At 74.0% G+C, this 13,960-nt stretch carries 12 protein-coding genes; all 12 read left to right on the forward strand.

The window, feature by feature from the left end; translation table 11 throughout:
• Positions 1-395: 395 nt before the first annotated feature.
• The 12 genes from ftsW (at position 396) to O4U47_RS27355 (ending at position 13,588) form a co-directional block, all read left to right on the forward strand.
• Positions 396-1,769, forward strand: a complete 1,374-nt coding sequence (gene ftsW / locus O4U47_RS27300) for a putative lipid II flippase FtsW (RefSeq protein ID WP_270680848.1) — start codon at positions 396-398, stop codon at positions 1,767-1,769.
• Positions 1,766-2,929: an undecaprenyldiphospho-muramoylpentapeptide beta-N-acetylglucosaminyltransferase gene (murG, locus tag O4U47_RS27305; protein ID WP_270680849.1), complete on the forward strand. Its 1,164-nt coding sequence runs from the start codon at positions 1,766-1,768 to the stop codon at positions 2,927-2,929. Before ftsW ends, murG begins: the two co-directional genes overlap by 4 nt.
• On the forward strand, positions 2,926-4,356 hold the full coding sequence (gene murC / locus O4U47_RS27310; protein ID WP_270680850.1) for a UDP-N-acetylmuramate--L-alanine ligase: 1,431 nt from the start codon (positions 2,926-2,928) through the stop codon (positions 4,354-4,356). The genes murG and murC overlap by 4 nt, the downstream gene beginning before the upstream one ends.
• A 53-nt stretch (positions 4,357-4,409) precedes the next feature.
• Complete coding sequence (locus O4U47_RS27315; RefSeq protein ID WP_270680851.1) at positions 4,410-5,213, forward strand: cell division protein FtsQ/DivIB; 804 nt, start codon at positions 4,410-4,412, stop codon at positions 5,211-5,213.
• A 457-nt stretch (positions 5,214-5,670) separates the two neighbouring features.
• Positions 5,671-7,116 carry a cell division protein FtsZ gene (gene ftsZ, locus O4U47_RS27320; protein ID WP_270680852.1) on the forward strand — a complete coding sequence of 482 codons (1,446 nt, stop codon included), beginning with the start codon at positions 5,671-5,673 and terminating at the stop codon, positions 7,114-7,116.
• A gap of 121 nt (positions 7,117-7,237) precedes the next feature.
• On the forward strand, positions 7,238-7,960 hold the full coding sequence (gene pgeF / locus O4U47_RS27325; RefSeq protein WP_270680853.1) for a peptidoglycan editing factor PgeF: 723 nt from the start codon (positions 7,238-7,240) through the stop codon (positions 7,958-7,960).
• Positions 7,961-8,154: 194 nt separating this feature from the next.
• Positions 8,155-8,919, forward strand: a complete 765-nt coding sequence (locus O4U47_RS27330; RefSeq protein WP_270680854.1) for a YggS family pyridoxal phosphate-dependent enzyme — start codon at positions 8,155-8,157, stop codon at positions 8,917-8,919.
• Between the two features lie 124 nt (positions 8,920-9,043).
• A complete protein-coding gene (locus O4U47_RS27335) occupies positions 9,044-9,574 on the forward strand; it encodes a cell division protein SepF (protein ID WP_270680855.1) in 531 nt (176 codons plus the stop codon).
• A gap of 39 nt (positions 9,575-9,613) precedes the next feature.
• Complete coding sequence (locus tag O4U47_RS27340; protein WP_270680856.1) at positions 9,614-9,919, forward strand: YggT family protein; 306 nt, start codon at positions 9,614-9,616, stop codon at positions 9,917-9,919.
• A gap of 165 nt (positions 9,920-10,084) precedes the next feature.
• A complete protein-coding gene (locus O4U47_RS27345) occupies positions 10,085-10,999 on the forward strand; it encodes a DivIVA domain-containing protein (protein WP_270680857.1) in 915 nt (304 codons plus the stop codon).
• Positions 11,000-11,061: 62 nt separating this feature from the next.
• Positions 11,062-12,582, forward strand: a complete 1,521-nt coding sequence (locus O4U47_RS27350) for a hypothetical protein (RefSeq protein ID WP_270680858.1) — start codon at positions 11,062-11,064, stop codon at positions 12,580-12,582.
• A gap of 499 nt (positions 12,583-13,081) precedes the next feature.
• Complete coding sequence (locus O4U47_RS27355; RefSeq protein WP_270680859.1) at positions 13,082-13,588, forward strand: hypothetical protein; 507 nt, start codon at positions 13,082-13,084, stop codon at positions 13,586-13,588.
• Positions 13,589-13,960: the final 372 nt, after the last annotated feature.

Genomic DNA, 13,960 nt, shown 5'->3' on the forward strand with positions numbered 1-13,960 from the left:
GGGCCGGGTCGCTCCTGGTGTCCGCCGGAGTGGTGTCGTTTCCATCGGACCGGCGTCCCACCGACCGGCGTCGGGTCGACCGGCGGACGGCCGAAGGCCGCAGGCGGCCGCCGTCCGCCGACCGTTCCACCACTCCAACGGGCACCCCCTACGCCCGCCGCCGAAGGGACCCGCTGCGGTGCTCCGGCGCCGTCGGGGGCATTCCGGTGCGGCGCCTGGGCCCGATCCGGTCCGTCCCGGACTGTCCGATCGCTCCCCGTACAACCCCTTCGCCCGTCCTGCGCGCCTGTGTGGGAGAAAAGAACCCCAACACGCGCGTTATGTCCGACGCTTGCGCCACCGTTGCCGCCAGACTTGGTCGACGCTGGGAAAGTGTGTCGCGGCGGAGGTGGCGTATGGCGGTGGTGCCTCGCGGGGGAGCACCCGGGAAGAAGAAGGCGGCGCCGGCCCGGCCGCCGGGCGGCCGCCCGGAAGGCGCCCCGCGCGCCTCGTCCGGCAGCGGGGGCCCCTCGGGCGGCAACTGGCTGCGTGAACTCGGGCGCCGCCCGCTGACCTCCTACTACCTCATCGTCGGCAGCAGCGCCATGCTCATCGCCCTGGGCCTGACCATGGTGCTGTCCTCGTCGATGGTGGACTCCTTCACCGAGACCGGCTCTCCCTACAGCCTCTTCCAGAAGCAGGTCGCCGCCGCCGCCGTGGGCCTGCCGCTGATGGTGCTCGCCTCGCACATGCCCATGCGGTTCTTCCGCGCCCTGGGCTACCCGGCCATGCTCGTCTCGGTCGCCCTCCTGGTGCTCACCGTGTTCAAGGGGGAGGAGTACAACTCCGGCGCCATGCGCTGGCTGGAGATCGGCGGGGTGACGATCCAGGCCTCCGAGCCCGCCAAGCTCGCCTTCGCCCTGTGGGGCGCCGGCGTGCTCGCCCGCAAGGAGGAGCTCAAGGAGCTCAAGGAGTGGCGCCAGCTCCTCTTCCCGCTCATGCCCGGGTGCGCCGTGCTCGTGCTGCTCGTCCTGCTCGGCACCGACCTGGGCACCACCATGGTGCTGCTCACCATCTTCCTGGCGCTGCTGTGGGTGGTGGGCGCCCCGGGCAAGCTGTTCGTGGGCATGATGGGCCTGGTGGCCACCCTGGTGGGGATCATGGTCGCGGTCGAGCCGTTCCGCATGGCCCGCGTGACCTCCTTCCTCAACCCCGAGTCCGACCCCAGCGGGTCCGGGTTCCAGCTCATCCACGGGCTGTACGCCCTGGGCACCGGCGGCCTGTTCGGCGTGGGCATCGGCGGCAGCCGGGAGAAGTGGGGGTTCCTCCCGCACCCGGAGAGCGACTTCATCTTCGCCATCATCGGCGAGGAGCTGGGCCTGGTCGGCACCCTGGTCGTCGTCGGACTCTTCGGCGTCCTCGGCTACGCTGGGCTCCGCGTCGCGTCGCGGGTCGACGACCCCTTCGTGCGCCTGGCCGCGACCTCGGTCACCGCCTGGATCGTGCTGCAGGCCATGGTCAACATCGGCACCGTCATCGGCGTCCTTCCGGTGACCGGCATCCCCCTGCCGCTGGTGTCGGCCGGGGGGTCGTCGCTGATCCCGACCCTGCTGGGCCTGGGCGCGCTGCTGGCCATGGCCAAGACCGAGCCGGACGCCCGCAGGGCCCTGGCCGCGCGCGGTCCGGGCCGGGTGGAAAGGGCTCTAAGCTGGCTGGGCCTGGGCACCGCGATCGAGCGGCGCGACGGCGACCACGGGCAGGTACAAGCGAGGAGGAATCGGCGACGATGAGGGTAGCCCTCGCCGGAGGCGGCACGGCCGGGCATATCGAGCCCGCGCTCTCCCTGGCAGACGCGCTGCGGCGGATCGACCCCAGCACCCAGGTGATGTGCCTGGGCACCGAGCGGGGGCTGGAGACCCGGCTGGTGCCCATGCGCGGGTACGAACTGGGGCTCATCCCCGCCGTCCCCCTGCCCCGGCGGCTCACCCCCAAGCTGCTGCAGGTGCCCGGCAAGCTCGCCGGGGCCATCGGCGCCGCCGGGGACCGCCTGGACGAACTGCAGGCCGACGTGCTCGTCGGCTTCGGCGGCTACGTGGCCACCCCCGGCTACCTGGCGGCCCGGCGCCGCCGCATCCCCATCGTGATCCACGAGGCCAACCCGCTGCCGGGGCTGGCCAACCGGCTCGGCGCGCGGCTCACCCCGCACGTGTACACCGGCCACCCGCACACCGAGATCCGCAACGGCCGCTTCATCGGCATCCCGCTGCGCGAGCAGATCTCCACCCTCGACCGCCTGGCCATGGGCGACAAGGCGCGCGCCCACTTCGGCCTGCGCTCGGACCTGCCCACCCTGCTGATCTTCGGCGGCTCCCAGGGCGCCCAGGCCGTCAACGAGGCCGCCTTCCAGGCCCAGCCCGCGCTCACCGCCGCCGGGGTGCAGGTGCTGCACGTGGTGGGCCCCAAGAACGCCGACGAGCCCCAGGACCGCACCCAGGACGGCGTCCCCTACGTCGTGGTTCCCTACGTGGACCGGATGGACATCGCCTACGCCGCCGCCGACATGGCCATGTGCCGGTCGGGCGCCATGACCTGCGCCGAGCTGACCGCCGTCGGGCTGCCCGGCTGCTTCGTGCCGCTGCCCATCGGCAACGGCGAGCAGCGCCTCAACGCCGAGCCGGTCGTGGAGGCCGGGGGCGGCCTGCTGGTCGACAACGCCGACCTGACCGCGCGCTGGATCACCGAGCAGCTCATCCCCGTGCTCACCGACACCGACCGGGTCGTGGCCATGTCCGAGGCCGCCTCCCGGATGGGCCGCCGCGACGCCGACATGGAGCTGGCCCGCGAGGTCATGGCCATCGCCCGCGGCGACCGCCCGGCCGACGGCCCGGTGGCCGATGACGACGACGATGACGACGGCGCCTACGTCGACGACGGGAAGGACTCCCGATGAGCCTGGTGCCGCCCACCGAGCCGCTCCGCCCCGAGGAGATGGGCCGGGTCCACTTCGTGGGCATGGGCGGGGTCGGCATGTCCGGCATCGCCCGGGTGCTGCTGCAGCGCGGCAGCGCCGTCTCCGGCAGCGACGCCAAGGACGGCCCCCTGCTGCACGAGCTGGAGGAGCTGGGCGCGCGGGTGCACGTGGGGCACGACGCCGCCCACGTCGGCGACGCCGAGACCCTGGTGGTCTCCTCCGCCGTGCGCGAGGACAACCCCGAGCTGGCCGAGGCCCGCCGCCGCGGCCTGCGCGTCCTGCCGCGCGCCGCCGCCCTGGGCAGCCTGCTGCTCGGCCGCCGCGGTGTGGCCGTGTCCGGCACCCACGGCAAGACCACCACCACCTCCATGCTCACCACGGTGCTGCAGGAGCTGGGGGCCGAGCCCGGCTACATCATCGGCGGACGCCTGACCACCACCGGCCTGGGCGCCGATGCGGGCGGCGGCGACGTGGTCGTCGCCGAGGCCGACGAGAGCGACGGCTCCTTCCTCATGCTCTCCCCGGAGATCGCCGTGGTCACCAACGTCGAGGCCGACCACCTGGACAACTACGGCGGCCTGGACGAGATCCACGCCAACTTCGCCGCGTTCACCGAGCGGGTGGGGCGCACCGTCGTCGTCGGGGTCGACGACCCCGGCGCCCGCAAGGTCGCCGAGACCGCCCGCGGCCGCGGCCTGCGCGTGGTCACCTACGGCGAGGCGCCCGAGGCCGACTTCCGGGTCGGCGGCATCCGCGCCGAGGGGTTCGCCACCCGCTTCACCCTCACCCCGCCCGGCGGCGAGCCGCTGGAGTGCGCGCTCGCCGTGCCCGGCCCGCACAACGTGCTCAACGCGGCCGCGGCCGTGGCTGTCGCCGACGAGCTGGGCCACGACCCCGAGGTCGCGGTGGAGGGGCTGGCACACTACACCGGCGCCGCCCGCCGCTTCGAGCCCAAGGGCGAGGCGGCCGGGACGGCGGTCTACGACAGCTACGCCCACCACCCCACCGAGATCGCGGCGGACCTGCGCGCCGCCCGCGCCGCCCTGGACTCGCGCGCGGAGGGCGACGGCGCCCCGGCGCGCGTCGTGGCGGTGTTCCAACCCCACCTGTACAGTCGCACCCGGATCTTCGCGGAGGAGTTCGGCGAGGCGCTCACCCTGGCCGACGAGGCGGTGGTGATGGAGATCTACGGGGCCCGCGAGGACCCCGAGCCCGGCGTCACCTCGGCCCTGATCACCGACGGGATCGGCCACGGGCGGGTGCACCGCCCCGCCGCGCACGGCGAGGCGGTGGCGGCCGCGGCCGCGCTGGCCCGCCCCGGCGACATCGTGCTGACCATGGGCGCCGGGGACGTCACCGAGCTCGGCCCGCGGATCGTCGCGGCCCTGGAGGAGCGGGGCGCCTGAGAGGGCGCCCGGCCCGGGGCCGCCGGGAAGGTCGTGGGAGGGAAGGTGCTTCGGTGGCACGCGGCTCGGTCGTCGGCGGTGCGGAGCCCGGTGGGGCCAAGGCCGACGGGGCCGCCCCGGCGGAGGGCCCAGCTCCCGGCGGCGGCGAGGGCGGCCGCCCGGCCCCCCGCTCCGACCCGTGGAAGGCCGCCTTCATCGTCCTGCTGATCGTGGCGCTGCTGGCGGTGGTGACCTGGGTGCTGCTGGGGTCGCGGCTGCTGGTGGTGCGCGAGGTGCGGGTCACGGGCCTGGAGCGGATGGACCGCGCCGAGGTCGTGCGGGCGCTGGCGGTACCCACCGGCACCCCGCTGGCCCGGGTCGACACCGAAGCGGCGGCCGGGCGGGCCGAAGGGCTCCGCCTGGCCGAACAGGTCGAGGTGGAGCGGTCCTGGCCCGCGTCGCTGACCGTCCGGGTCGCCGAGCGCGAACCGCGCCTGGCGGTGCGCGCCGGGGACGGCTTCCGCCTCGTCGACCACGACGGGGTGCGCATCGAGGACGCCGACACCCGCCCCGCGGCCTACCCGCTGGCCCAGGTCCGCGGGGAGGTCGAGGGCAACCCCGGGGTGGCCGCGGCTGCCTCGGCCGCCGAGGCGCTGGACGGGGCGCTGCCCGAGTCGGAGGCGCGCATCACCTCCATCGACGCACGCGACCCCGCCTCCATCACCGTGGAGCTCGACGGGGGAGCGTCGGTCGAATGGGGCGACGCCCGGGACGGCGCGCGCAAGGCCCGGGCCCTGGAGATCCTGGTCGGCGAGCACCCGCCGACCCCCGACCGGGTCTACGACGTCAGCGCCGTCGACATGGCGGTCGTCCGCTGACGGCGGCCGCGGCGGCGGGCCCGGGCGGGCATGCCCGGGACACGCGTCGGACACGGCCGGGACGCGCTCCGGGCACGGTGGGCACACGTCGGCGGGACATTCCAGACGCGACGCGCCGGGACGGCGCATCGCTTCCGGAGCCGACACGCCGTTAGGCTGAACACCTGGTTGGTTGCCCGTCGGGAGGCCGCGGCCTACTGTCGGGAGGCGGACCATGGTTGACATAAGTATGGACTCGAACCGATAGGGGCGAAAGTCCCGTAGGCCCCGGGGACCCGGGGCCGGGGGCCCACCCCCTGGGCGGTCCGGTCGGCGGGGGCCGGCCCGGGGCCGCCGCACGAAAGACTGTAGAACCGGACACCGGTCGGCCCGACCCGCGGTCGGGGAGCGCGGCGCAGGCCGCGGTCGCCGACGACTCGGACGCGACCGGCCGATGCGAGCGGAAAGGCCCCTCGTCGTGGCAGCACCGCAGAACTACCTCGCGGTCATCAAGGTCGTCGGTATCGGCGGCGGCGGCGTCAACGCCGTCAACCGGATGATCGAAGAGGGACTCAAGGGCGTCGAGTTCATCGCCATCAACACCGACGCTCAGGCGCTGCTCATGAGCGATGCCGACGTCAAACTGGACGTCGGCCGCGAGCTGACCCGGGGACTGGGCGCCGGGGCCGACCCGGACGTGGGCCGCAAGGCGGCCGAGGACCACCGCGAGGAGATCGAGGAGGTCCTCAAGGGCGCCGACATGGTGTTCGTCACCGCCGGGGAGGGCGGCGGCACCGGCACCGGCGGCGCGCCCGTGGTCGCCGACATCGCCCGCTCGCTGGGGGCGCTGACCATCGGCGTGGTCACCCGGCCGTTCGGGTTCGAGGGCAAGCGCCGCGCCACCCAGGCCGAGTCGGGCATAGCGATGCTCCGCGAAGAGGTCGACACCCTCATCGTCATCCCCAACGACCGGCTGCTGTCCATCTCCGACCGCCAGGTCAGCGTGCTGGACGCGTTCAAGGCCGCCGACCAGGTGCTGCTCTCCGGTGTGCAGGGCATCACCGACCTGATCACCACCCCGGGCCTGATCAACCTGGACTTCGCCGACGTCAAGTCGGTCATGCAGGGGGCCGGGTCGGCGCTGATGGGGATCGGATCGGCCCGCGGCGACGACCGGGCGGTCGCCGCCGCCGAGATGGCCATATCCTCGCCGCTGCTGGAGGCCAGCATCGACGGGGCGCACGGGGTGCTGCTGTCCATCCAGGGCGGCTCGGACCTGGGCCTGTTCGAGATCAACGAGGCCGCCCAGCTCGTGGCCAACTCCGCGGCGCCCGAGGCCAACATCATCTTCGGCGCGGTCATCGACGACGCCCTCGGCGACGAGGTGCGCGTCACCGTGATCGCCGCCGGGTTCGACGAGCCGCGCAGCGAGGCGCCCGCCCCGCCGAAGGCCGCGGCCGCGGCGCCGCCGCCCGAGGTCGAACGGCGGCCGGACCCGGCGCCGCGCGCCGAGCCCGCGCCCCGGCCCGAGCCGGCCCCGCGGCCGGAGCCGGCCGCCGCCGAGCCCGCGCCGCGGCAGGAGCCCGCCCCGCGCCCCGAGCCCGAGCAGGCGGCCCGCACCGCCCCGGAGCCGGTCCGCGAGGAGCGCGCCCCCGAGCCCGCCGAGCCGGAGCCCGAGCCCGAGCCGGCCCCGCGCGCCGAGCCAGCCCCGCGGCCGGAACCGGCCGCGGTGGAGGAGGAGCCCGAACCCGAGCCCGAGCCGGAGGAGGAGGCCCGCCCCCGCGGCATCCACGCGGTCGGCGAGAACGGCGCCCGCCGCACCGGGACCGACGGGTTCTCCCGCCCGGGCGAGGTGCCCACCCCGCGGCGCCGGGTCATCTTCGACGACCCCGACGACCTGGACGTGCCCGACTTCCTGAAGTGATCCGCGCGGGCACTGGGCCCCGCGGACGCCCGCCGGACCAGGCGTACCGGCGGCGGGATCCCCCGCCGCCGGTACGCTTTTTCGCGTCCAGGAGCACCACCCCCAGGCACCAGGGAGGGCCATGAGCGCCGCATTCGAGCTGGCACCGGGCGTACTCGCCGGATTCACCGGCCGCTACGACGGCGGGGTCAGCGCCCCGCCGTTCGACACCCTCAACCTGGGGGCGGGGGTGCCCGACGAGCGGGCCGCGGTGGAGGAGAACCGGCGGGCCGCCGCCGCCCGCCTCGGGTTCGACCACACCCGGGTGGTGTGGATGGACCAGGTGCACAGCGCCGACGTGGCCGTCGCCGAGGCGCCGGGCACGGCCGGGCGGGTGGACGCGGTGGTCACCCGGCGCGAGGACCTGGTGCTGGCCGCGCTGGCCGCGGACTGCCTGCCGATCGTCGCCGCCGACCCCGGCGCGGGGGTGATCGGCGCCGCCCACTCCGGCCGGGTCGGCACCATCAAGCGCGTCGCCCCCGCGCTGGTCGGGGAGATGGTGCGGCACGGCGCCGAGGCGGGGCGGATCACGGTCGCGCTCGGGCCGTCCATCTGCGGGCGCTGCTACGAGGTGCCCGTGCACATGCGGGACGAGTTGGCGGCGCACACCCCCGAAGGGGCGTCGGCCACCCGCGAGGGGACCCCGGCCGTGGACATGCGGGCCGCGGTCGAGGCCCAGCTCCGGGCGGCCGGAGTCGGCCATGTCACGGTGGACGGGCGGTGCACCTACGAGAGCCCCGACCTCTTCTCCCACCGGAGGCAGGCCCCCACCGGGCGGCTGGCCGCCTACGTGTGGCGGGCCTGAGGAGGAGCCGGTCCGTATCCGTATCCGGAGCGGACCCGGAGGCGGGGCCGTCCGCCCAACCGGGCGGGACCGGGTACGGACACGGTCCAGGTGGGGGGCGTGGGCCCGGTCCCGGGCCCCGGGGCGGGTACGGACCCGGAAGGACACCGCCGACCAGGGCGGACGAGCACGAGGAACGACGAGCGGGAAGAGCGATGACAGCGGAGCACGGCGGACCGGCGGAACGGGCGCGGAACGGGGAGGCGGCCGGGCGCCGCCGCACCATCGCCGCCAACCTGGAGGCGGTGCGCGAGCGCGCCGCCGCGGCCTGTGAGAAGGCGGGACGCCCGGCCTCCGATGTGACGATCATCGCGGTCACCAAGACCTACCCCGCCTCCGACGTGCGCCTTCTCGCCGACCTCGGGGTGCGGGAGGTGGGGGAGAACCGGGACCAGGAGGCGGCAGGGAAGGCCGCCGAACTCGGTGATCTGCCGCTCACCTGGCACTTCGTCGGGCAGCTGCAGACCAACAAGGCGCGCTCGGTCGCGCGCTACGCCGACGTCGTGCACTCGGTCGACCGGGCGCGCCTGGTGACCGCGCTCGGCTCGCGGGCCCGCGCCGAGGGGCGCCGCCTGACCTGCCTGGTCCAGGTCAATCTGGACGCCGGTTCCCAGGCGGGGGTGATCGGCCCGCGCGGCGGCGCCGACCCGCGCGACGCGCTGGGCGTCGCCGACCTCATCGCCGCCGAGGAGGGGCTGGAACTGGGCGGCGTGATGGCCGTCGCGCCGCGCGAGGGCGACCCCGGGGCGGCGTTCGCCCGCCTCGGGGCGGTCGCGGCCGACATCCGGGATCGCTACCCTCGGGCCAAGGTGATATCCGCGGGCATGAGCGGCGACATGGAGACCGCCATCGAACACGGCGCGACACACCTGCGGGTGGGTACGGCGTTGCTCGGTGATCGGGGTCCGAACGTGGGGTAATGTCCCCACATGGACCTTGGCGCCCATCTGTCGAGTTCGCCCGCAGCGCGGGGACCGGCGGACCCGGGCGGACTCAGAGAAGTCTTCTGCGGTGCCGCACCACAGGGACGACGGAGGACATGAGATGGCCGGCGCGATGCGCAAGATGGCGGTCTACCTCGGCCTCGTGGAGGACGACCGCTACGATCACCGCTATGCGGACGAATATGATGACTTCGACGACTTCGAAGAGGGCGTCGAGGACCGGCGGGAGCGGGAGACCGACCCGCATGGCGGCGATGTGCGCGCCGACCTCGTGAGCGACGGCGAGGTCCGGACCCCGCTCGCGGGCGGGAGCGGCGAGCGCCGCGCCTCGGCGACCACGGCCATGGCCGACCTCGCCCGGATCACCACGCTCCATCCGCGCACCTACAACGAAGCGCGTACCATCGGAGAGCACTTCCGGGAGGGCACCCCGGTGATCATGAACCTGACCGAGATGGTCGACAGCGACGCCAAGCGGCTGGTCGACTTCGCGGCGGGGCTGATCTTCGGGCTGCACGGGAGCATCGAGCGCGTGACCAACAAGGTGTTCCTGTTGTCACCGGCTAATGTTGAGGTGACCGCTGAAGACAAGGCACGGATCGCCGAGCGGGGCTTCTTCAACCAGAGTTAGACCACCACGGCTGTACACAGATTGGGTCGGGGAACGACCGTGAGCATCGTCCTGTACGTACTCCTCATCCTGCTGAACCTCTTCATGCTGGTGCTGATAGGGCGGCTGGTGTTCGAACTCGTGCAGTCCTTCGCCCGGTCGTGGCGCCCCTCGGGCTTGTCCCTGGTGCTCGCGGAGAGCATCTACACCGTCACCGATCCGCCGCTGAAGTTCCTCCGGCGGTTCATCAAGCCCGTCAGGTTGGGGAGTGTGGCGCTGGACCTGAGCTTCACCGTCCTCTTCCTCTTCGTGGTGATCCTCATCCAGGTCGTGCGGTACGCCATGTTCACGACCGCAACCGTGTGACCGCCCGGCCGGAGCCCGGCGGCGGTGCCTTGTCGGAAAGGCATACATGTCGGACGGGTAAGCTCCGGTTCCGATATGTGGTCTTGGTCATGATCCGGATTGCCGTAAGGTCACGATCAGGTAGCGTCCCTACGGACGGAGTCCAAGCGCGCCAAGGAGACGAACATGCCGCTGACACCCGCGGATGTGCGGAACAAGCAGTTCAGTACCACCCGGCTACGGCCGGGCTACGACGAAGAAGAGGTCGACGCCTTCCTCGACGAGGTCGAGTCCGAGCTCGACCGGCTGATCCAGGAGAACGAGGAGCTCCGGGGCAAGCTGGCCGAGTGCCTGCGGGGCAAGGTGCCCAACGCCGGCATGCAGGACTTCCAGCAGCAGCCGCAGGAGCAGATGCAGCCGGAGCCGCAGCAGCCGCCGCAGCCCGAGCAGCCCGCCCCGGCCCCCGCGTCCGCGCCCGCGCCGCAGGCGGTCGAGCAGCAGCTCCCCGCCATGGCCGCGCAGATGGGCCTGCCGGGCTCGGAGGAGAACATGGACACCGCCGCGCGTGTCCTGGCCCTCGCCCAGCAGACCGCCGACCAGGCCATCTCCGACGCCCGCCGTGAGGCCGACGAGACCCTGGGCCGCGCCCGCCACGAGGCCGACGACATCCTCGGCAAGGCCCGCCGCCAGGCCGAGCAGATCGTCAACGAGGCCCGCGCCCGCTCCGAGAACCTGGACCGCGACGCCCAGGAGCGCCACCGCCAGGTCATGGGCTCGCTGGTGCAGCAGCGCGAGGAGCTGGAGCACAAGGTCGCCGAGCTGAAGGACTTCGAGCGGGAGTACCGCAGCCGCCTGAAGGACTACTTCGAGCGCCAGCTGCGCGAGCTCAACGAGGGCGGCCAGGAGCCCAGCGGGGCCCCGGCCAACCCGAACACCACCGGCGGCTTCCAGACCATGTCGGCGCCCACCGGTGCGGGCCCGGCTCTGCAGCACGGCGGCCCGGCGGCTCCGGCCGGCGGCAACCCGTTCGCCCAGCAGCAGCCCGAGCCGGCGCCGCACGGCGGATTCCACCCGGGCGAGGCCCCGCACGAGCGCCGCTGAGCGCGGACGCGGGCCACAGCGCCCACCACCCACGGAACCACCAGTAAAGGCCCACTCGACCAGTGTTGATCCTCGGCAGCCTCGTCGCCCTGACGGCGGCCCTGCTCCTCATCGCGATCGCCGCGCTGCTCGCCCAGGCGAGCCTGGTGTACATCGCGCTGGTTCTCGGCGGCGCCGGTGCGGTGCTGCTGATCGCCGAAGCGGTGCGCAGCCGCAGAGAGCTCGGTATCAGCGAGGCGGGATCGAGGGTCGCGACGGCGGTGCGAGGCGCCCGCGAACGCGCGGGTGCACGGACGGACGGATTGGGGAAGGCGTCCGTCCCCACCGCGGTCGGCCCGGGTCGGCCCCCCGGGGCCGCCGGCCCGGCCCCGCCCCCCGGGGCGGTCGGCGAGGGCCCAGACCCCGGAGCGGTCGGCGGCGACCGGCCCTCCGGAGGAGCACGAGGGGAACGAGAGGCGTCCCAGGGTTCCGTGGCCGCCGCGACGGCGGCCGCCGCCACGGCGGCGACGGCCGGCCAGCGATCGACCGAGGCCCCTGATCCCGGCCCGGCGGCGCAGGACGGCCTGCAGGACCCTTCCTCACCCACCACCCCCCGACCCCCCGAGACGTCACCGGACGGCGGCGAGGCCCCGTCCGCTGAAGACCGCGCCCCGGCCGCCGAAGAGGCCGCCGGAGGCGGGCCCGCGGCCGCCGAGCACGAGGCCGCCGAAGACCCCGTCCGCACCGGCTCCCACCCGACCCCGCCCGATGGTGAGGATCTGAGGGAGACCAACGGTGAGGCGACGGCCGCCGTAGACGGCGCGAGCGCAGCGGAAATCGTGACCGAGGACCGCCCCGCGCCGACCGGCACACCCGCCCCGGACGGGACCACGACACTTGCCCCGGACGGCACCGCGGTACCTGCCCCGGACGGCACCGCGGTACCTGCCCCGGATGGGACCACGGCACTTGCCCCGGACGGGACCGGCACCCCCACGTCCGACGGGATCGATCCGCCTGCCTCGGACGGGACGGTGATCCCGAGCCCGGCCCCTACCGAAGCGGCCGAGGGAGCCCACACCACAGACGAGCCGGACCTCCCCGAGGCCGCTTCCACCAGGGAGCCCTCGGAGGCCGACACCTCTGAGCCGCTGCCCGAGCCTTTGAACGGCGAGGGCGAGGAAGCCGCCGCCGAGCAGGCGTCCCGTACGGTCGCCGAGGACCCCGGCGATGCGCCCGAAGAGGCCGTCGAGGACACCGGAGACGAGGGCGCGACCACCGTCGACGACGCACCGAACACCGTCGCCGACGTCGCGGATCCTCCGGAGCCCGAGCCCCTGCCCGCCCTCGACGAGGAGCCGGAAGCCGAGGCGCCTGAGGGGCCTGAGGCGCCCGAGGCACCCGAGGCGGACGGAAGAGAACCTGGCGCCGAGACGGCGGCAGAGTCCGATGACGAGACTCCCGCCGACGAGTCCGAGGGTGCTGACGCGGAAGAGCCGGAGGAGACCGGCGACGTCCCCGCCGAATCCCGCGCGGAGGACCCCGACGAGCCGCCCTTCTCGGAGTTCGTGGAGGGCCTGAAGCACAAGGGCTCGGACGACTAGCGAGCCACCCCGCCCGCGGCGCCCCGGCACGGTCGGCGGCGCCCGAAAGCCGTCACATCCTCGCCTTAGGATCCCCGTGTATCCGAAAGGAACGGCGCTGAGGAGAGACGAGTGGCACGGCATACTCCGGCCCGGCCGGTGGACGTCGAGGAGTTGTTTCCGGAGCTGACGCCGTGGCGCGCCACGGCGCTCCGGCTGCATTCGCGCAGAGGCGCCCCGTCCCCTCACGGCAGTTCCGTCGGCGGACCTCTGCTCTGGCCGCCCGACGAGCCGTGGCCCGAGTGCTCCGAGGAGTACGCCCCGGACTACGCCGATGACCCGGACGAGGAAGAGGTCCCTCTTGTTTCCGTGGTCCAGCTCCGACGAGCCGATGCCCCGGGGCTGTCGTTCCCCGAAGGGGTGCGACCTTCTGCAGGTCCTCTGGTGCCCTTACGTACACGGGGAGGTCGGCAGTCCGCTGCCCCATGTCCGTTGGCGCAGCTCTGATGGCGTGGGTGACGTGCGGCCCACCCCGCCGCCGGACGAATCGGCCCTGGAGGACCACCTTCCCGGCCCCTGTGTCGTCCACCCCGAACCGGTGACGGAGTACCCCGGCCGGAATCTGCCAGAGGAACTCAAGGACGCGCTGAAGGAGCGGTTCGAACGGCTGGAACAAGAGCAGGGCTGGGAGTTCATGATCCACCTCGCCGAGGCGCCCGGGATCAAGCTGGGCGGCTATCCGAGCTGGGCCCAGGACCCGGACTGGCCGGACTGCCAGACCTGCGGCCGCCGGACGGAGCACCTGCTCACCGTGGCGAGCTGGGAGTTCGACGGCGGGTCCTGGCACACCTGGCTCCCGGCGGAGGACCGTCCCGCCGACCCGCAGGCGGACGTCTTCACCATCGAACCGGCGAGCTCGGCACAGGACGCCGCCGGAGTCATGCTGGGTGACGTGGGCGGCCTCTACATCTTCGAATGCCGGACCTGCCCGGATCGCCCGATCGAGTACAGGTTCGACTGTTCATAGGGCACCCGAGCTGCGACCGGAATAGCGAACGACGACGGAGGTTGGCGGCCCTACCTGGTGCGTTGTCGACTGCCGGGTGTGTGCGTGGTCGGGGTGGTCGGCGGCGACGGCGCGAGCGGGGTGGTTCCCTGGGCCTGCTTGCCGGGCGGCGGGTTCCTCGCGGTGCGGGTGGTGGGCGGCTCGGCTGGTTCCCCGCTGACGGGTTCTGGCCGGGCGGCGGGTGGTCGGGGTGCGGGGGAGGTGGCGGCGACGGCGCAGGTCAGCGGCCCTAGCGGTGGCGCTGTCGGCCGCTGGGTGTGTGCGTGGTCGCGGTGGTCGGCGGCGACGGGGAGAGCTGGGCGGTTCCCCGGGCTTGCTTGCCGGGCGGCGGGC

It is taken from the genome of Nocardiopsis suaedae (assembly GCF_027706745.1).
Lineage (GTDB): Bacteria > Actinomycetota > Actinomycetes > Streptosporangiales > Streptosporangiaceae > Nocardiopsis_A > Nocardiopsis_A suaedae.